The following is a 17586-nucleotide window of genomic DNA, read 5'->3' as shown; positions in this document are numbered from 1 at the left end:
TTCCGCCTGATCCACGCATCGAAACGCGGGACGTCCCCGATACGGGGAAACCTGGACGCATGCCGGAGCAACCACCATGATCTCGAATCGTCAACCGGCGCGAAAGCCGTGCAAGGGCACGGACTGGCAGAGTGGGGCTCATGGTCGAAGCGGTGCGGACACAGGGGTTGTACAAGAGGTTCGGGCAACAGGTGGCCGTCGGGGGTGTGGACCTGATCGTGCCGAAGGGCAGCTTCGCCGGCCTCGTCGGACCCAACGGGGCGGGGAAGACCACGACGCTGAGCATGATCACCGGCCTGTTGCTGCCCGACGGCGGCCTGATCGAGATCAACGGTCACAACGTCTGGGCCGATCCCGTCAGCGTGAAGGCGCACATCGGTGTGCTGCCGGAGGGCCTTCGGCTGTTCGAGCGCCTGTCCGGCCGGGAGTTGCTGCTCTACAGCGGCCGCCTCAGGGGCATCCCACTCGAGGAGACCAGTCGGCGGGCCGACGAACTGCTGCGCGTCATGGACCTGGTCGAATCGCAGGACAAGCTCGTCATCGACTACTCGACCGGCATGCGCAAGAAGATCGGCCTGGCCTCCGCGCTGCTGCACAACCCCGGCGTGCTGTTCCTGGACGAGCCGTTCGAGGGGGTCGACCCGGTGTCGGCCAACACGCTGACCGACGTCCTGCGCAGATACACCGAGTCCGGCTCGACCGTGATCTTCTCCAGTCACGTCATGGACCTGGTCGAACGGCTCTGCGACTGGGTCTCGGTGATGAGCCGCGGCCACATCGTCGCGCAGGGCCCGCTGGCCGAGGTGCGTGGTGACCAGACCCTGAACGAGGCGTTCCTCGACCTCGTCGGCGCCCGGGGCAGCGGGGACGAGGGCCTGTCGTGGCTCGGCTCGTCGGGTGGCCCGCGATGACGACGCTCTTCGTCCGGCTGAAACTCCGGCTGATCCTGGGGAACCTCAGGGGAGACCTCATCAAGCAGGTGGGTTTCGCCTTCTCCCTGCTCGCCGCCCTCGCGTTCGCGCTGGGCGGTTTCGTTCTCTTCAGTCTCCTTCGGCTGGCATCCCCCGACGTGGCGCTCAACGTCGGGATCGTGGTCTTCACGCTGTTCGCACTGGGATGGGCCGTCATACCGCTGGTGATCTTCGGAGTCGACGAGACGCTCGACCCGTCGCGGCTGGCCCTGTTCCCGCTCACCACCCGTCAACTCGCGGTCGGCATGTCCGCCGCGTCGGCGACCGGACCCTGGCCGCTGGCGTCGCTCGTCATCCTGGCCGGGGGCGTCGCCGCCCTGGCCGACGGAGTGGGCGGAGTGCTGATCGGCCTGGTGGCCGTCGTGCTCCAGTTCGCCCTCTGCCTGGTCACATCGCGGGTGCTCACCACGGCGCTGTCGGGCGCGCTGCGCAGCAGGCGCGGGCGCGACGTCCTCGCGGTGGCCGCCGTCGGCGTCCTGCTGCTGTCGCAGTTGCCCAACCTGCTCCTGAACCGGGGTCTTCCCGGAGACCCGGAGGCCCTGCTCTCCTCCGCCGGTGCGGTGCTGCGCTGGACGCCGCCCGGCCTGGCCGCTCACGCGATCGCCGACGGCGGCCTCGTCGGAGTGGCCGATGTGGTCGTGCTCGCCGGCGTGGTGGCGCTGCTGGCCTGGTTGTGGATCGTCGCCCTCCGCCGGGCCCTCGTCATGCCGGACGTGTCCAACCAGGGCGGCGGCTCCGTCCGCCGGTCGTGGATCGACCGGTTCCTCCCACAGGGCATGCTGGGCGGCGTCGCCGCCAAGGAGCTCAAATACGCCAGGCGAGAGCCTCGGGGGCGGGTCACCTGGTTCACCGCGATCGTGGTCAGCGGAATCATCATGTTCACCCTCAGCGGCGACAACGGCCCGGTGGGGCTGTTCTCCGCCGCGGGCCCCGCCTGCCTGGCCGCCCTGATGATCGGCATACAGGCGTGCAACTCCTTCGGCATCGACGGCCGATCTCTCTGGATGAACGCCGTGGCGATCTCCTCGGAGCGCGACCTGCGTACCGACCTGGCCGGCAGGCACCTCGCGATGGCCGTCATCGCGGTGCCGCTGCTCGGCGTGATCTCGGTCGTCGCCGCGTTGCTGGCGGGGAACGCCGCCTGGGCGGTGCCGGCGGCGCTCACCGCATGGGGCGTGCTGGGCGTCGCGCTCGGAGTGGGCGCGGTGATCAGTGTGGTGCTGCCCTACACCCTTCCTGAACGGCTCAACGCGTTCAGCGGGGCCGCGCCCGGCCAGGGCCCCCTCGCGTTCGGCTCCGCCTTCGCCGGGTTCTCGGCGACCAGCGCGGCGGCGCTGCCGATCGTCCTTCCTGTCCTGCTCGGCTACGGGTGGGTGGGCGTGCTCGCCGTGCCGTACGGGCTGGCCGTGGCGTGGGCGGGCCGGAGATTGGCGGGGCTCGTGGGATTCGCCCGCCTGCCCTCCATCCTCGCGGCAGTCTCGCGGGCGACCTGAGGAGGGGAGCCGCCGCAGTGGTCTAGTCCAATGGGTGAGACCGGTCTCGGGCGATCAGTCCCTATTCGCTAGCCTTCCAAGCATGGCCGCCATCGCCCCTGCCGAACGCCACAACGCCGTCGCGGAGATGCCGGACGAGCTCCGCGCCGACGTTCGCCTCCTCGGCGGACTCCTAGGCCAGGTGATCGCCGAGCACGGCGGTCCCGGCCTCCTCGCCGACGTCGAGCGGCTGCGCAAAGCCGTCATCGCCGCGCGCCGCCGTGAGACCACCGCCGACGAGGTGGCCGCCATGGTCGCCGAGTGGCCGATCGAGCGGGCCGTCCACATCGCCCGGGCGTTCACCTGCTACTTCCATCTGGCCAACCTGGCGGAGGAGCACTACCGCATCCGCATCCTGCGGCAGCGCGACAGGGACGACGTCCCGTTGCGCGAGTCGCTGGCGGAAGCCGTACAGGAACTGCGCGGCGACGACCGGCTGACCGAGCTGCTCGAGGGCCTGGAGTTCCGCCCGGTGCTGACGGCCCATCCCACCGAGGCCCGCAGGCGCGCGGTGGTGACCGCGATCCAGCGGATCAGCACCGAGCTCGACCGGTACAACGCGCCGGGCGTCGGGGCGGGGGAGCGGGAGGAGGCCAACCGGCGCCTGCTCGAGGAGATCGACATCCTGTGGCGGACGTCGCAGCTGCGGTCCACGAAGCTGGACCCGCTCGACGAGGTCCGTACGGCGATGGCCGCCTTCGACGAGACCCTGTTCCGCACGGTGCCGCAGATCTACCGGTCGCTCGACGCGGCCCTGGCCCCGGGCACGGGGACGCGCGAGCCGCTCGCCAGGCCGTTCATCCACTACGGGAGCTGGATCGGCGGCGACCGCGACGGCAACCCGAACGTGACCGCCAAGGTGACCCGCGAGGCCGTCCTCATCCAGGCCGAGCACGTGCTCATCGCGCTGGAGAACGCCGCGACCCGGATCGGGCGGACGCTGACCGCCTCGGACCTCTACACGCCGCCCTCGGCGGCGCTCCGCTCCGCGTTGTCGCAGGCCGAGGACGACTATCCCGAGATCGTGTCGGAGGCGGCCACCCGCTCGCCGCAGGAGCCGCACCGGCAGTGGCTGGTCTTCGTCGCCGCGCGGATCGCGGCCACCCGCCGCCGCGACCTGGACCTCGCCTACCGGTCGCCGTCCGAGTTGCTCGCCGCGCTCCGGCTGGCGCAGGAGTCCCTTCGTCAAGGCGGCGCCGTACGGCAGGCCTTCGGCGAACTGCAGCACCTGATCTGGCAGGTGGAGACCTTCGGGTTCCACCTCGCCGAGCTGGAGGTGCGCCAGCACTCGGAGGTCCACGCGGCGGCGCTGAAGGAGATCGCCTCGGGCAAGCTCTCCGAGCGCACCGAAGAGGTCCTGGCCACGATCAGGGTCATCGGCTGGATCCAGGAGCGCTTCGGTGTGACCGCGTGCCCCCGGTACGTCGTGTCGTTCACCCGGTCGGCCGACGACATCGCCGCCGTCCACGAACTGGCCGCGCATGCTCTCGGCGACCGCACCCCGGTGCTGGACGTCGTGCCGTTGTTCGAGTCGGGCGAAGACCTGGACAACTCCACCGCCGTCCTCGACGGCATGGTGTCGCTCGAACCCGTGCGCAGGCGGCTCGCCGACAACGGGCGACGCATCGAGGTCATGCTGGGCTATTCGGACTCGGCCAAGGAACTCGGCCCCGCCGCCGCGACCCTGCGCCTCTACGACGCCCAGGCCGCGCTCACCGCCTGGGCCGCCGCCAACGACGTGCGGCTGACGCTCTTCCACGGCAGAGGCGGGGCCCTGGGCCGAGGCGGCGGCCCGGCCAACCGCGCCGTGCTCGCCCAGGCGCCCGGGTCGGTGGCCGGCCGGTTCAAGGTCACCGAGCAGGGCGAGGTCATCTTCGCCCGGTACGGGCACACGGCGATCGCCAGGCGGCACATCGAGCAGGTGACCAACGCGGTGCTGCTGGCCTCGACGACCGCTGTCGAGTCGAGCAACGCCGCCGCGGCGGCGAAGTTCCGCGCGCTGGCGGAGAAGGTCGCCCGCGCGTCGGAGGCGGCGTACCGGTCGCTGACCGAGGCCTCGGGCTTCCCGGAGTGGTTCGCCCTGGTCAGCCCGCTGGAGGAGATCGGTTCGCTCCGGCTCGGCTCCCGTCCCGCCCGCCGGGGCCTCGGCGCCCCGCGGTCGCTCGACGACCTGCGGGCCATCCCGTGGGTGTTCGCCTGGGCCCAGACCCGGGTCAACCTGCCCGGCTGGTACGGCCTGGGCAGCGGCCTGAACGCCGTCGTGTCCGAGGACGGGCCGGACGAGCTCCGGTCGGCGTACCAGGAATGGCCCCTGTTCGCCTCCCTGCTCGACAACGCGGAGATGTCGCTGGCCAAGACCGACCGGGCGATCGCCTCGCGTTATCTCGCCCTCGGAGGCCGCAACGACTTCGTCGAGCAGGTCCTCGGCGAGTACGACCTGACCCGGAGACTCGTGCTGGAGGTCACCGGCCACACCCGGCTGCTGGAGAACCGGCGGGTGCTGTCGAGGGCCGTCCAGCTCCGCGACCCCTATGTGGACGCCCTCAGCCACCTGCAGTTGCGGGCGCTGTCGGCGCTGCGAGCCGACGGAGACCTGTCCGAGGACGAGCGGGAACGCCTGTCGACCCTCCTGCTGTTGAGCGTCAACGGAGTGGCCGCCGGCCTCCAGAACACCGGCTGACCTTGTTTTGTGGTGATCATGCACAGGTTCGTGAACAGGCCCTCTGGCCTGCCCCAACACTTGTGGTGATCATGCACAGGTTCGTGGATGTCCGTCCGGCCTGGGCGGACATCCGGCGTGATCATGCGCGAATTCGTGAAGATGCCCGCTGACCTGGCCCGATGTCATTCGTGATCATGCGATCAGGTCGTGATCCGCTCCGTACCGGAGTAGATGTTGAACCGTTCGTCGCGAAGGAATCCGACCAGGGTCATGCCGAAGTCCCGTCCCAGATCCACGGCCAGCGACGACGGCGCCGAGACCGCACAGACGATCTGGACGCCCGCCGCGAGCGCCTTCTGCATGATCTCGTAGCTCGCGCGCCCGCTGACCAGAAGGACATGCTGGTCGAGCGGCAGCCTGTCCGTCGTGAGCGACCACCCCACCAGCTTGTCGACCGCGTTGTGGCGCCCCACGTCCTCCCGGGCCGCGATCAGCGTCCCGTCGGGTGTGAACAGGCCCGCCGCGTGCAGGCCGCCGGTCCTGCCGAACACCCCTTGGGCCTTGCGCAACATCGACGGCAGGCCGTACAGGATCTCGGGGGAGACCTCGATCTTCGTGCCGGCGTCGAGCGGTGAGCAGCGGTCTCGCAGTGCGTCGAGGCTGGCGCTCCCACAGACTCCGCACGCACTCGACGTCAGGAAATGGCGCTCAAGTGCGGAAATGTCAGGCATCGTCGATGTGCGGAGCCGCACGGTGACAGTGTTGTAGCGCTCCTCCGGCGTGAGGTCCTCGTCGGTGCAGTAACCGATCGCCGAGATGTCGCCCGGCCCGATGATCCCCTCGCCGTGCAGGAATCCCGCCGCGAGCTCGAAGTCCGCGCCGGGCGTGCGCATCGTGATCGCCACCGTACGGCTCTCGCCACCCGCGAGCAGCCGGATCTCCAGGGGTTCCTCGGTGGCGAGGTCGTCACGACGGTCGCGTACGGCGGTGCCGGTGACCTCGCGCACGCGGATCCGGGTGACGGGTCCAGGTCGGTTCGTACGGCTCTCGTCCGTTTGCATGGTCACGAATCGCTTCTTCGCTGCTCGGAGGGGCACTTTGAGAACTTGTGCATGATCACGAAACGAGTTCGGGCTGGTCGGAGGGTATTTTCCCGAATCTGTGCATGATCACGGCGAGAGTCGGGTTCATGCCGCACACATTACGCCGGGGTGGTGGACCCGGCGGATCTCCGGAGCGCGGCCCGTTAACCTGGGGATGTGCCGGACTCGCCTTATGCCGATCTCGACCGGCCGCCACTGTCCGAAGCGGCGCTCCAGCATGCTCTGGTGCGTCCAGGATCGTTGTGGTCGGCTGTCACCGTCGTCGAGCGGACGGGATCCACCAACGCCGACTTGGCCAAAGCCGTACGCGAGGGGACCCGTGAGGGAGCCGTGCTCGTCGCGGAGTCCCAGTTCGCCGGGCGTGGCCGCCTCGGGCGTGTGTGGGCCGCGCCGCCGCGGTCCGGGCTCACGTTCTCCATCCTCCTGCGCCCGGAGGTGCCGCCGGCCCGGCAGGGCTGGCTCTCCCTTCTGGTGGCGGTCGCGGCCGGATCGGCCGTACGGCGGATCGCGGGGGTGGACGTCAGGCTGAAGTGGCCGAACGATCTGCTCGTCGGCGAGCGCAAGCTCGCGGGGATCCTCGCCGAGCGTGTGGACAGCGCTGTGATCGTGGGAATGGGCCTCAACGTGTCAACGAGGCCCCAGGAGTTGCCGGTCGACCGGGCCACCTCGCTCACGATCGAAAAGGCGGTCCACGCCGACCGCGACCCGCTGCTCAGGGAGATCCTCCGGGAGATCGAGACGCACTACCGGCAGTGGGTCGACGCGGACGGCGACGCCGACGCCTGCGGGCTGCGGGCGGCGTATCTCGCCTGCTCGGGCACGATCGGGCAGGAGGTGCGGGTGGAGCTCCCCGGGGAGCGGGTGCTGGTCGGGCAGGCCGTCGGGGTGGACCAGGCGGGCTATCTTCTGGTTCGCTCGAAGGGCAAGGAACACTCGCTCAGCGCCGGTGACGTCGTCCATGTGCGGCGAGTCGAAGGCGCGTGAGCGAACCATTGGCGAGTGGACATGCAAACCCAGGGCGAACGTGTCACGATTTGCGCCATGGGTCTCGCGGATCACTATCTGACCGAGGGGGAGCGGGTCGTTCACTCGTTCCATCCTCACTGGAAGCGGCTGATCGTGCCGTTCCTCGCTCTCATTCTCGTCGTGGCGGTTTCGAGCGTCGCGATCTACTTCATCCCGAGTGACTTCGAGTACTCGGGTATCGCACGGATCGCCGTCGCGGTGGTCGCCGTCGTGCTGCTGACCTGGTGGTCGTTCTTCCCCTACCTGAAGTGGAAGACGACCTCCTACACGCTCACGTCGCACCGTTTCGCGATCAGCACCGGCATCCTGAACAAGGCCGACGACGACATCCCGCTGGCCAAGGTGAACAGCGTCAGTTCGGACCAGCGCTTCCTTGAGCGCATCCTGGGATGTGGCACCTTGCGCGTCGAGTCGGCCTCCGAGAAGGGGGAGATCGACTACAAGGACATTCCCAAGATCCAGACGGTACGGCAGGAGCTGTTCCGGCTGGTGGAGGACGCCTCCGACGGGAACATCGACGGCAAGTGAGGCGACGGCGGTCTCGGACGCCGGTGTGACGGCCCGAGGGCGATGGTCTACGACGGCTTGGGGGAGACGTGGAGACCGGAGGACGGCCTAGCGCCGACGATGTCCAGCGCCTGTTCCTCGGGCCGGCGCCCACCTACACGCGCCGCCAGATCGCCGAGGCGGCGGACGTCCCGCAGGAACTGGCGGGACGCGTCTGGCGGGCGCTGGGCTTCGCCTCGCTCGCCGATGACGCGGTGGCCTTCACCGACGCCGACCTCGGCGCGCTGCGGCGGATCCGGAGCCTGATCGACTCGGGCGTTCTCGACGAGCAGACCGTCATCCGGATGGCCAGGGCGCTCGGCCGCACCACGTCCAGGCTGGCCCAGTGGCAGGCCGAGATCATGATCGGGACGCTGGACCCGCAGGTCCCGCCCAGCGACGCCGATCTCGTCCGCGTGATGGAGACGGCGCGCGCCCTGCTGCCCGACTTCGAGCAGACACTGGTCCACGTCTGGCGTTCCCAGCTGGCCGCCGTGGTCAGCCGCCTGATCTCGCCGTCCGTGGGCGACGACGCGTTGCCGTCGCGCCTGACGCTGGCCGTCGGCTTCGCGGACCTGGTGGCGTTCACCAGGGTCTCCCGGCAACTCGACGAGATGGCCCTGGCCGACCTGCTCGAGGGCTTCGAGGTACGGGCCTCCGACGTCATCGCCTCCCACGGCGGCCGGCTGGTGAAGACCCTCGGTGACGAGGTGCTGTTCACCGCCGACGAGCCGAGGGCGGCCGCACTCATCGCCCTCGACCTCCTCGACGAGATGAAGCTCGACGAGAAGGGGCCGGACCTGCGGATCGGCCTGGCCTGGGGCCCGGTGCTGCCCATGATGGGCGACGTCTTCGGCACGACGGTGAATCTGGCGGCCCGCCTCACGTCGCTCGCCAGGCCAGGGACGATCGTCGTCGACGACGGCATGGAGGGGACGCTCGGCGACGTGCCCGGCGTCGAGCTGCTGAAGATCCGTCGCAGACCCGTGCGCGGCCTCGGGGTTGTCCAGCCCTATGTACTCCGGCGAGCGGGACAAGGAGACTAAGCAAGATACGAATGGGGCTCACGGGCCGAAAACTGAAGGGTGAGGTACGCATGCCGTACGAGGTGCAGGGCGTGGTGGCACGGGGCAAGGGCAAGCCGGTGACGCTGGAGACCATCCACGTGCCCGACCCGGGACCCGGTGAGGCCGTGGTGAACGTGCAGGCCTGCGGCGTCTGCCACACGGACCTCCACTACCGCGAGGGTGGCATCAACGACGACTTCCCGTTTCTGCTCGGCCACGAGGCGGCCGGGGTCGTGGAGGCCGTCGGCGCGGGCGTCACGGACGTCGCGCCGGGCGACTATGTGATCCTCAACTGGCGCGCGGTGTGCGGTGAATGCCGGGCCTGCCTGCGCGGCCGTCCCTGGTACTGCTTCAACACCCACAACGCCACGCAGAAGATGACGTTGGCGGACGGCACCGTCCTGAGCCCGGCGCTGGGCATCGGGGCGTTCGTGGAGAAGACGCTGGTCGCGGCGGGACAGTGCACGAAGGTCGACCCGGCGGCCAGGCCCGCCGTCGCCGGCCTGCTCGGCTGCGGCGTGATGGCCGGGCTCGGGGCGGCGATCAACACCGGCGGCGTGACCCGGGGAGACTCCGTCGCGGTCATCGGCTGCGGCGGGGTGGGCGACGCCGCGATCCTCGGATCGAGCGTCGCGGGAGCGGGCACCATCATCGCGGTCGACGTCGACGACCAGAAGCTCGAATGGGCCCGCGGGTTCGGCGCCACGCACACGGTCAACTCCCGCACGACCGATCCGGTCGAGGCGATCCGTGAGCTCACCGGCGGCAACGGAGCCGACGTCGTGATCGAGGCGGTCGGCCGCCCGGAGACCTACAAGCAGGCCTTCTACGCCAGGGACCTCGCGGGGACCGTCGTCCTCGTCGGCGTTCCCACCCCCGAGATGCAGCTCGAACTGCCCCTCCTGGACGTCTTCGGGCGCGGTGGCTCGCTCAAGTCCTCGTGGTACGGCGACTGCCTGCCGAGCAGGGACTTCCCGATGCTGATCGGCCTCTATCTCCAGGGCAGGCTCAACCTGGAGGGCTTCGTGTCGGAGACGATCTCGATCGACCAGGTCGAGGACGCCTTCGCCAAGATGGAACGCGGTGAGGTGCTCCGGTCCGTGGTCGAGTTCCCGGCGGCAGCGGTGTGATTGGTATCACATAGGCAAGCCTTACCGGCGTGGGTTACCTTAGGCATGCCTAACCTTACGCCCCGTTCCCCGGAAGGCTTCGCATCGCCGTGTACGTCTGCATCTGCCGCGCCGTGACCGAAAACGAGGTCCATGAGTGCATCGCCGCAGGTGCGACGAGTGCGAAGCAGGTCAGAGACACGACGGGCGCCGGAGGTGACTGCGCGTCATGCGTTCGAAAGATCTGTGCGATCCTGAAACGGTCTGAGGACCTCGTCACCACCGCATAGATCGAGAGGCGTCATGCAGGGCGACAGGGAGATCATCGCGCTGCTCAACGAGCAGCTCACCTCCGAGCTCACGGCCATCAACCAGTACTTCCTGCACGGCAAGATGCAGGAGCACTGGGGGTACACGAAGCTCGCCGCCTTCACCCGGCACGAGTCCATCGATGAGATGCGGCACGCCGAGGTGCTGACCGACCGCATCCTCTTCCTGGAAGGGCTGCCGAACTACCAGAAGCTCAACACGCTTCACATCGGGCAGACCGTCAGGGAGCAGATCCAGGCCGACCTCGAGCTCGAGATCGGCGTGGTGGAGCGGCTCCGTCCCGGGATCGCGCTGATGCGTGAACGGGGCGACGTCACGTCGGCGAACATCTTCGAGACGATCCTGGCCGACGAGGAGCACCACATCGACTACCTGGAGACCGAGCTCGGTCTCATCGAGAGCCTGGGCGAGAAGCTCTATCTGGCGCGTTACGCCGAGCCTCCGTCACCCTCCTCCTGAGGCATCACGGGGGCCCGGCCGTACTCGACGCCGGTCGCTTTCCGCCCCAGCGCGTCAAGCAACGCCCGCCGGATCCTCTCCGGCGGGCGTTGTTTGTCTGTCATACGGCTGAGGCGGAAGTGCCGCGCATCGGGACCGGATAGCGGGGCCATGCCCGGATCGTTGCGGCCCTTGCGTGTTGACTATCCCAGATTTATCAGTGTTTGCCCAGGTCAATTGATGGGTCAACGACAAGTCAAACTGCGCGCTGTAGCCGGGAAACGATCGCCTAAGGTCCTACGATCGCTCCATGACCTGCGTACTTCTCGCCGAGGATGACACCTCGATATCCGAGCCGCTGGCGCGCGCGTTGCGCCGGGAGGGCTATCAGGTAGAGGTGAGCCCGGATGGCCCGCAGGCCCTCGAAAGGGCCCTGTCGGGGGGCGTCGACCTGATAGTTCTCGACCTTGGCCTGCCAGAGATGGACGGGCTCGAGGTTGCTCGCCGCATCAGAGCGGAGGGACACGGCACTCCGGTGCTGATCCTCACCGCCCGTGTCGACGAAGTCGACACCGTTGTCGGTCTCGATGCCGGGGCCGACGACTACGTGACCAAGCCGTTCCGCCTCGCCGAACTGCTCGCCCGTGTGCGGGCACTGCTCCGGCGCGGAACCTCCGAGACCCCGGTGGTGCAGGGCGTCCGCATCGACGCCGACTCGCGCCGGGCCTGGATGGGAGACAAGGAACTACACCTGACCACCAAGGAGTTCGACCTGCTCCGCGTGCTCGTACGGGACGCCGGGAAGGTCGTCACCCGCGAGCAGATCATGCGCGAGGTGTGGGACACCAACTGGTGGGGGTCCACGAAGACACTCGACATGCACATCTCATGGTTGCGTCGGAAATTGGGGGACGACGCCGCCAAACCTCGGTACATCACGACCGTCCGAGGGGTCGGCTTCCGTTTCGAGCGCGAGTAGGCCCGCGTGGCGGGTTCGTTGGGGAGGAGCTAGCACGTGCGCCGGCGCCTGCTCTCCTCGATGCTGCTCGTTGCGGTCATCGCCGTCCTGCTGTTAGGCGTGCCGCTCGCCGTGGTCGTCGTCCGGTTGATCAACGATGAGGCCGCCCGGGAGTTGAGAGCCGAAGCCAATCGGTTACTCATCGGGGTGGAGTATTCCGTCAGCCAGGACCAGACGATCGATCCCAACCGGTTGGGGAAGAACTACCCGGACCGGTACATACAGGTGTTCGTCCGGGGCAACCCGCTGCTGGTGGTCGGTACGCCGCCACCGGCCGGCCGTGAGATGACCGAGGAGGCCCGTTCCGAGAACGGTTACGTCCGGATCGGCCGAGACTCGGCCCAGATCGAACAGGACATTCACGCGAGGCTGGTGCTCACGATCGCACTCGCGATCATCGCAGTCGGGGCGGCCGTAGGGCTCGCCTCCGTGACGTCGCGCCGCCTGACCCTGCCGCTCCAAGAACTGACCAAGATCGCGGAGCGGCTGGGGTCGGGCGACGCGCGGCCCAGCCGGCACCGCTACGGCGTTCCGGAACTCGACCTGGTCGCGGAGGTTCTCGACCGCAGTGCGCTGCGGATCTCCGATCTGCTCTCAAGAGAGCGCGATTTCGCCACGGACGCTTCCCATCAGCTGCGCACGCCGCTCACCGGGCTGACGATGCGCTTGGAGGAGATCGTCGGCGCCGCGGGCGAGCCCGCGATCGTCCGTGAAGAGGGTGAGGCCGCGATCGTGCAGGTCGAGCGGCTCACGGCGGTCATCGACGAGCTCCTCGCCGCGGCTCGCCGCCAGCGACACGCGCAGGCGGCGCCGATCGACGTGGACGACGTCGTCGAGCAGCAGATCACCGAGTGGGAACCCGCGTTCCGGCGGGCGCAGCGTTCGCTCGTGCTCGCGGGGGACCGCGGGCTCAGCGCCCTCGGGACCACGGGTGGCCTGAGCCAGGTGCTGTCCACCTTGATGGAGAACTCCCTCAAGCACGGTGACGGGTCGCTGACGATCAACACGTCGAGTACGGGGATGTCGGTCGTGATCGAGGTGGCCGACGAGGGTCTGGGCATCCCGGACAATCTCGGACCCAAGGTATTCGAGCGAAGCGTCAGCGGGGGCGGGGGAACCGGGCTGGGCCTGACCCTGGCGAGGGCTCTGGTCGCCGCCGACGGCGGACGTCTCGAGCTGGTCAAGCCCCGGCCGGCGACCTTCGCGATCTTCTTAAGGCATGCCCGCGACCACGGACGTCACCGGGTGGTGAGCGGTCCCGCCTGAGGCGCGATGTCCTCGACCGAAGGCTGGACCGGAGCCGCCAGGAAGACCCACTTCTTGTACGACCAGAATCGGAACAGCGTGCCGATGACCGTTCCGATGATCTGGGCGATGTTGTAGGCCACCAGGCCGTGCAGTCCCAGGGTGTAGGTCACGAAGCCGATCACGATCAGGGGGGGCAGCAGTCCGATCCCGTTGAGCACGAAGAACAGCACGTACTCCCGGGCGAGCCCGCTCTGCTCCCGGTGCCGGTAGGTCCAGTAGCGGTTGCCCAGGTAGGCGAAGGTGGCCGCGATGATCGTGGCGAGGACCTTGGAGGTCAGCGGGCCGAGACCGAGGCCGAAGCGGAAGAAGTTGCTTCCGAAGAAGTCGATGACGAAGGCGACGGCGCCAACGATGCCGAACTTGAGCAGTTCGTGCAGGAGCGTGGCGAACCGCTCGTAGGCACGTCGGAGAAACTGCACGTCCCGCACGGTCCTTCCTGGTCGGCGGCGAGGTCATCCCAGGCTACCGGTATAGGTCCCCCGTGGGGGATGCTCCCTACCTGCGCGTGTTCGTCACCTGGTGTTTCCCTGCCGCTGGTTAGAACATTTCAGAAAATATCCATCTATAAGCCATACGCGGGGGCGGCACACACTACGCTCTCGCCCGAGCAGGATCACTTTGTTCTGGAATCTGCGTGTTCTGGAGAGGTGGCCCCCACCGTGCTACGCAGAATCACGGCCCTCAGTTTCGCGCTCATCGTGCTCGCGGGTTGTGGAAACGAGACCTTCGGTCAGGCGTCCGGCTCCCGCGGCGGCGATTCCGACGGGGCTACCGCCGTCGCGGCCACGAAGGCCGACGCCGAAGGCGCCTTCGCCACGCTCACCGAGCTCAAGGAGGCATGGAAGGGACACGACTGCGCCAAGGTCACGTCCTTGACGACCTGGGCGGAGGGTGCGCTCGCCGGACACGCCTGTGAGGCCGCGAAGGACGGGGGCACGGGCCTCGACCTCGGGAAGTACGGCGATGTCGAGTATCTGCTTCCGGGCGCCGGAGCGAGTGACGACGAGGGGGGCGCGTGGTTCGTCGCGCTGGCCCACGACCCCGATCCGACCTTCTTCGTCTTCGTCCAGGCCGAAGGGCGGTGGCGGCTGGGAGCCGGTCCGATCCCCGTCCTCCACAAGACGCCGAAGTTCGATGTGGACAGCAAGTCGGCCGATGACAATCCCGAAATCGCCGTACAGGCGAGGCTCGTGCCGACCCGGTACGTCGCCTTCCTGACCGATCCTGCCGGAGTCAGCGGCGTGAAGTTCTCATCCGGAGATCGGATGCGAGACCTTCTTCCCGAGCTGCTCCGGGCGCCGGCCAAGGTCCGCCCCGATCGGCTGTCGGTCGACGTCCAGCTGGAAGGCCAGGCGTACGCGCTGGTCCTGGCCGACGGCGGCGCCCTGGTGTTCCACGCGCTCAGAGTCGTCTACGCCCAGCGACCCGGCTCCGGGCGCTCCTCGCTCGCCCATCCCCGGTACGGCGACGCGGACGTGCGCGCCTACACAGGGAAGAGTGATCCGGCCGCGATCACCGGGACCGAACTGGTGATGCTCGCCACCGAGGTGTCCAAGGACAACGAGATGACCACGGTCGCCATGCGCCGGTCTCTGGCGGACATCACCCCCGGCGCCACCTCGGAGTAGCCGGAGTAGATCGTCCGCCCGCCGGGGCATGCGTTGTGATCGGGGCGCGGGAGCCGTACAGGTGGGGAATCGGTAGGCTGACATGTCGTGAACAGCCCAAACGTTCCCCCGTCAGGCCGCGAGGCCGATCCCGCCGCTGCTCCGCGTCCCGCCGGCGCCACGACTGGTAAAGCGGTCGTCCCCGTCGGAGGTCCGGACGGCCCCGTCGTCGGCATGGTGGGCGCGGGTCAGCTCGCCCGGATGACCCAGCAGGCCGCGATCGCGCTCGGCATCGAGTTGCGAGTGCTGGCCAACTCGCGCGACGAGAGCGCCGCCAAGGTCATCGTCGACACGCGACTGGGGGACTATCGCGATCTCGCGGACCTGCGGGAGTTCGCCAAGGGGTGCGACGCCGTCACGTTCGACCATGAACACGTGCCGACCGAGCACATCCGGGCGCTCCTCGGCGAAGGCTTCGCCGTACACCCGGGGGCCGACGCGCTCGTGCACGCCCAGGACAAGGCGGTCATGCGTGAGCGGCTGACCGCGATCGGCGTGCCGTGCCCGGCGTGGGCGCACGTTTCCGAGGCCGCGGACGTCGAGGCATTCGCTCAGGAGCACGGATGGCCGGTGGTCCTGAAGGCGGTCCGCGGCGGATATGACGGCAGGGGCGTGTGGGTCTGCGCTTCCGCCGAAGAGGCCCGAGAGCCCCTGGAATCGGGTGTGGCGCTGCTCGCCGAGGCCTTCGTGCCGTTCGAGCGGGAGCTGGCCGTGCTTGTCGCCCGATCCCCGCACGGGCAGGGGGTCAGCTATCCGGTCGTGGAGACCGTGCAGAAGGACGGCATCTGCGTCGAGGTCATCGCTCCGGCTCCGGGCCTGGGTGAAGAGGACGCCGCAGCCGCACAGCACATCGCCCTGAAGATCGCCCAGGAACTGGGCGTCACCGGCCTGCTCGCGGTCGAGATGTTCTCCACCGAGTCGGGCCTGGTCGTCAACGAGCTCGCGATGCGACCGCACAACAGCGGTCACTGGACGATCGAGGGCGCCAGGACGTCCCAGTTCGAGCAGCACCTGCGGGCCGTGCTCAACCTGCCGCTGGGCTCGCCGTCGCTCACCGCGCCGGTCGTGGTCATGGTCAACCTGCTGGGCGGGTCCGACCCGAACATCTTCTCCCGGTACGAGCACGTGCTGGCCCACGACCCCGGAATCAAGATTCACTTCTACGGCAAGGACGTACGGCCCGGCCGCAAGATCGGGCACGTGACCGCCCTCGGCACCGACCTGGCCGAGGTGCGTGCCCGGGCGTGGCACGCCGCCGACTGCTTGAAAGGACCGGCCGATGACTGACCCCCGCTCCGCTGATGAGGCCGCTGACGCGTCCCGGCCCACGGTGGGGATCGTCATGGGAAGCGATTCGGACTGGCCTGTGATGAAGCTGGCGGCCGAGGCTCTCGCGGAGTTCGGCGTGCCCTTCGAGGCCGATGTCGTCTCGGCCCACCGGATGCCCGCCGAAATGATCGAGTACGGCACACACGCGGCTTCCCGCGGGCTCAAGGTGATCATCGCCGGAGCCGGGGGAGCGGCGCACCTGCCCGGAATGCTCGCCTCGGTCACGCCTCTGCCCGTCATCGGCGTTCCCGTGCCGCTCAAGTATCTGGACGGCATGGACTCCCTCCTGTCGATCGTGCAGATGCCTGCCGGGGTTCCCGTGGCGACCGTGGCCATCGGGGGCGCGCGCAACGCGGGGCTGCTCGCGGTACGGATCCTCGCCGCGTCGGACGACGGGTTGCGGACCCGCATGGAGGACTTCCAGGTGGCACTGCGGGATCAAGCCCACGCCAAGGGGGAGAGGCTGCGCGCCGAAGCGGCCAAGATGCGCTGACATCGAGGATGTTCTGGTCCCGGGATGTTCTGGTCCCGGGGTGTTCAGGGACCGGGATGTTCGGGGCCCGGGGTGTTCAGGGACCGGGTGTTCTGGTCCCGGGGTTGTTCTGGAGAGGGGACAACCGGGACCGGGTGTCCGGGTGTGTCCCAGGCAGCCTTCCTCGGCGCTGGATGGGCGGATGGGGCGGGTGTTGTGCCCGCCCCAGCTTGTCGGTCCCATCGGCCGGGCCGGGGGCGACCCGACCATACGGGCGGTGGCCTAAGAGGTCCCAACGCAATGAGCCGTCCTGGCCCTCGGCCGTTCATATCGGCTCCGCGGCCCGCCCTTGACCGTCAGGCGGCAGCCTAGCTCTTCGAGTCCGGCTTCCAATCCTGGACGAGGAGCCCGAGCAGCACCTCATCGAGGAACTCGCCCATCACCCAGGCCGAGGAGCGCAACACGCCCTCGCGGACGAACCCGTTGCGCTCGGCGGAACGCAGCATCGCGGCGTTGTCCGATAGCGTCTCAATCTGCAGCCGCTGCAGGCCGCGCACGACGAAACCGTAGTGGCACAGCACCGCGACCGCGTCGGTGCCGTAGCCCTTGCCGCGCGAGGACGGCAGCAGCGCCAACCCGATGTGCGCGGACCGATTGTGATCGTCGATGCCCCACAGCGTCGCGGTGCCGACCAGCGTGCCGCCGTCCAGCTCCACCACGGAGAACGGGACGCGCCCCTGCTCCTTGTCGTCCACTACGAGCCGCGAGTCCTCCGAACCTGGCGTGATCGGCCGCCACGGCCGGCCTTCGGCCCGCGAGGAGTTCACCACGTCGTCGTAGAGCTCGGTCCGCAGGACCGGGATGTCGTCCTCGTGCCGGGCCCTCAGCCCGACCTTGCTGCCCGTTAGCATGCAGGCTTCCTATCCGACCGGGCTGGCCTGCGGCAAACCAATAAGAACTCCCCTCTGCCGGCGACGCCTCCGACGCGCATTGCGTTAGGACCTCTAA

At 68.8% G+C, this 17586-nt stretch carries 17 protein-coding genes; 14 read left to right on the top strand and 3 right to left on the bottom strand.

Annotated elements, in window-relative coordinates; translation table 11 throughout:
- The first annotated feature begins 140 nt into the window (after window positions 1-140).
- The 3 genes from Psi02_RS38345 (at window position 141) to Psi02_RS38335 (ending at window position 5183) form a co-directional block, all read left to right on the top strand.
- Window positions 141-911 carry an ABC transporter ATP-binding protein gene (locus Psi02_RS38345; RefSeq protein ID WP_203980837.1) on the top strand — a complete coding sequence of 257 codons (771 nt, stop codon included), beginning with the start codon at window positions 141-143 and terminating at the stop codon, window positions 909-911.
- The gene (locus Psi02_RS38340) at window positions 908-2464 is read left to right on the top strand and encodes a hypothetical protein (protein WP_203980836.1); all 1557 of its coding nucleotides are present in this window, start codon (window positions 908-910) and stop codon (window positions 2462-2464) included. Before Psi02_RS38345 ends, Psi02_RS38340 begins: the two co-directional genes overlap by 4 nt.
- An 82-nt stretch (window positions 2465-2546) precedes the next feature.
- Window positions 2547-5183 (top strand): phosphoenolpyruvate carboxylase, encoded by a 2637-nt coding sequence (locus Psi02_RS38335; RefSeq protein WP_203980835.1) that lies wholly within the window; start codon window positions 2547-2549, stop codon window positions 5181-5183.
- Window positions 5184-5365: 182 nt separating this feature from the next.
- On the opposite strand, the gene fdhD is transcribed toward Psi02_RS38335, so the two are convergent.
- Window positions 5366-6226: a formate dehydrogenase accessory sulfurtransferase FdhD gene (fdhD, locus tag Psi02_RS38330; protein WP_203980849.1), complete on the bottom strand. Its 861-nt coding sequence runs from the start codon at window positions 6224-6226 to the stop codon at window positions 5366-5368.
- Between the two features lie 198 nt (window positions 6227-6424).
- Here fdhD and Psi02_RS38325 point away from each other — a divergent pair, with 198 nt between their 5' ends.
- The 8 genes from Psi02_RS38325 (at window position 6425) to Psi02_RS38290 (ending at window position 13068) form a co-directional block, all read left to right on the top strand.
- Window positions 6425-7252 (top strand): biotin--[acetyl-CoA-carboxylase] ligase, encoded by an 828-nt coding sequence (locus Psi02_RS38325; RefSeq protein ID WP_203980834.1) that lies wholly within the window; start codon window positions 6425-6427, stop codon window positions 7250-7252.
- Window positions 7253-7309: 57 nt separating this feature from the next.
- A complete protein-coding gene (locus Psi02_RS38320; protein ID WP_203958493.1) occupies window positions 7310-7822 on the top strand; it encodes a PH domain-containing protein in 513 nt (170 codons plus the stop codon).
- A 68-nt stretch (window positions 7823-7890) separates the two neighbouring features.
- Window positions 7891-8886, top strand: coding sequence for an adenylate/guanylate cyclase domain-containing protein (locus Psi02_RS38315; RefSeq protein ID WP_203980833.1), 996 nt, complete (start codon window positions 7891-7893; stop codon window positions 8884-8886).
- Window positions 8887-8936: 50 nt separating this feature from the next.
- Window positions 8937-10037, top strand: coding sequence for an S-(hydroxymethyl)mycothiol dehydrogenase (locus Psi02_RS38310; protein ID WP_203980832.1), 1101 nt, complete (start codon window positions 8937-8939; stop codon window positions 10035-10037).
- A gap of 89 nt (window positions 10038-10126) precedes the next feature.
- Entirely contained in the window at window positions 10127-10306 is a 180-nt protein-coding gene (locus Psi02_RS38305) for a (2Fe-2S)-binding protein (protein WP_203980831.1), read from the top strand.
- 13 nt (window positions 10307-10319) lie between these two features.
- Window positions 10320-10805, top strand: a complete 486-nt coding sequence (gene bfr / locus Psi02_RS38300) for a bacterioferritin (RefSeq protein WP_203980830.1) — start codon at window positions 10320-10322, stop codon at window positions 10803-10805.
- Between the two features lie 289 nt (window positions 10806-11094).
- A complete protein-coding gene (locus Psi02_RS38295) occupies window positions 11095-11763 on the top strand; it encodes a response regulator transcription factor (protein ID WP_030451323.1) in 669 nt (222 codons plus the stop codon).
- A gap of 36 nt (window positions 11764-11799) precedes the next feature.
- Window positions 11800-13068: an ATP-binding protein gene (locus Psi02_RS38290; RefSeq protein WP_203980829.1), complete on the top strand. Its 1269-nt coding sequence runs from the start codon at window positions 11800-11802 to the stop codon at window positions 13066-13068.
- On the opposite strand, the gene Psi02_RS38285 is transcribed toward Psi02_RS38290, so the two are convergent.
- Window positions 13041-13529 (bottom strand): GtrA family protein, encoded by a 489-nt coding sequence (locus tag Psi02_RS38285; RefSeq protein WP_203980828.1) that lies wholly within the window; start codon window positions 13527-13529, stop codon window positions 13041-13043. The two genes, Psi02_RS38290 and Psi02_RS38285, sit on opposite strands and share 28 nt — an antisense overlap.
- 240 nt (window positions 13530-13769) lie before the next feature.
- Here Psi02_RS38285 and Psi02_RS38280 point away from each other — a divergent pair, with 240 nt between their 5' ends.
- The 3 genes from Psi02_RS38280 (at window position 13770) to purE (ending at window position 16599) form a co-directional block, all read left to right on the top strand.
- Window positions 13770-14738: a DUF8094 domain-containing protein gene (locus Psi02_RS38280; RefSeq protein WP_203980827.1), complete on the top strand. Its 969-nt coding sequence runs from the start codon at window positions 13770-13772 to the stop codon at window positions 14736-14738.
- Between the two features lie 87 nt (window positions 14739-14825).
- Window positions 14826-16064: a 5-(carboxyamino)imidazole ribonucleotide synthase gene (locus Psi02_RS38275; RefSeq protein WP_275415339.1), complete on the top strand. Its 1239-nt coding sequence runs from the start codon at window positions 14826-14828 to the stop codon at window positions 16062-16064.
- Window positions 16057-16599, top strand: a complete 543-nt coding sequence (purE, locus tag Psi02_RS38270) for a 5-(carboxyamino)imidazole ribonucleotide mutase (protein ID WP_203980826.1) — start codon at window positions 16057-16059, stop codon at window positions 16597-16599. The genes Psi02_RS38275 and purE overlap by 8 nt, the downstream gene beginning before the upstream one ends.
- Window positions 16600-16946: 347 nt before the next feature.
- Here the strand turns inward: purE and Psi02_RS38265 are convergent, their stop codons facing one another.
- Entirely contained in the window at window positions 16947-17489 is a 543-nt protein-coding gene (locus Psi02_RS38265) for a GNAT family N-acetyltransferase (protein WP_203980825.1), read from the bottom strand.
- Between the last annotated feature and the right edge of the window lie 97 nt (window positions 17490-17586).

The sequence above is a fragment of the Planotetraspora silvatica genome, from assembly GCF_016863315.1.
GTDB classification, from domain to species: Bacteria; Actinomycetota; Actinomycetes; order Streptosporangiales; family Streptosporangiaceae; genus Planotetraspora; species Planotetraspora silvatica.
This window is presented reverse-complemented; position numbering and strand designations above follow the sequence as displayed.

Coding starts and splice junctions, on each gene's coding strand:
- Psi02_RS38295 (WP_030451323.1), top strand. CDS start 11,095: ATGACCTGCGTACTTCTCGCCGAGGATGACACCTCGATATCCGAGCCG.
- Psi02_RS38310 (WP_203980832.1), top strand. CDS start 8,937: ATGCCGTACGAGGTGCAGGGCGTGGTGGCACGGGGCAAGGGCAAGCCG.
- Psi02_RS38340 (WP_203980836.1), top strand. CDS start 908: ATGACGACGCTCTTCGTCCGGCTGAAACTCCGGCTGATCCTGGGGAAC.
- Psi02_RS38265 (WP_203980825.1), bottom strand. CDS start 17,489: ATGCTAACGGGCAGCAAGGTCGGGCTGAGGGCCCGGCACGAGGACGAC.
- fdhD (WP_203980849.1), bottom strand. CDS start 6,226: ATGCAAACGGACGAGAGCCGTACGAACCGACCTGGACCCGTCACCCGG.
- bfr (WP_203980830.1), top strand. CDS start 10,320: ATGCAGGGCGACAGGGAGATCATCGCGCTGCTCAACGAGCAGCTCACC.
- Psi02_RS38320 (WP_203958493.1), top strand. CDS start 7,310: ATGGGTCTCGCGGATCACTATCTGACCGAGGGGGAGCGGGTCGTTCAC.
- Psi02_RS38335 (WP_203980835.1), top strand. CDS start 2,547: ATGGCCGCCATCGCCCCTGCCGAACGCCACAACGCCGTCGCGGAGATG.
- purE (WP_203980826.1), top strand. CDS start 16,057: ATGACTGACCCCCGCTCCGCTGATGAGGCCGCTGACGCGTCCCGGCCC.
- Psi02_RS38345 (WP_203980837.1), top strand. CDS start 141: ATGGTCGAAGCGGTGCGGACACAGGGGTTGTACAAGAGGTTCGGGCAA.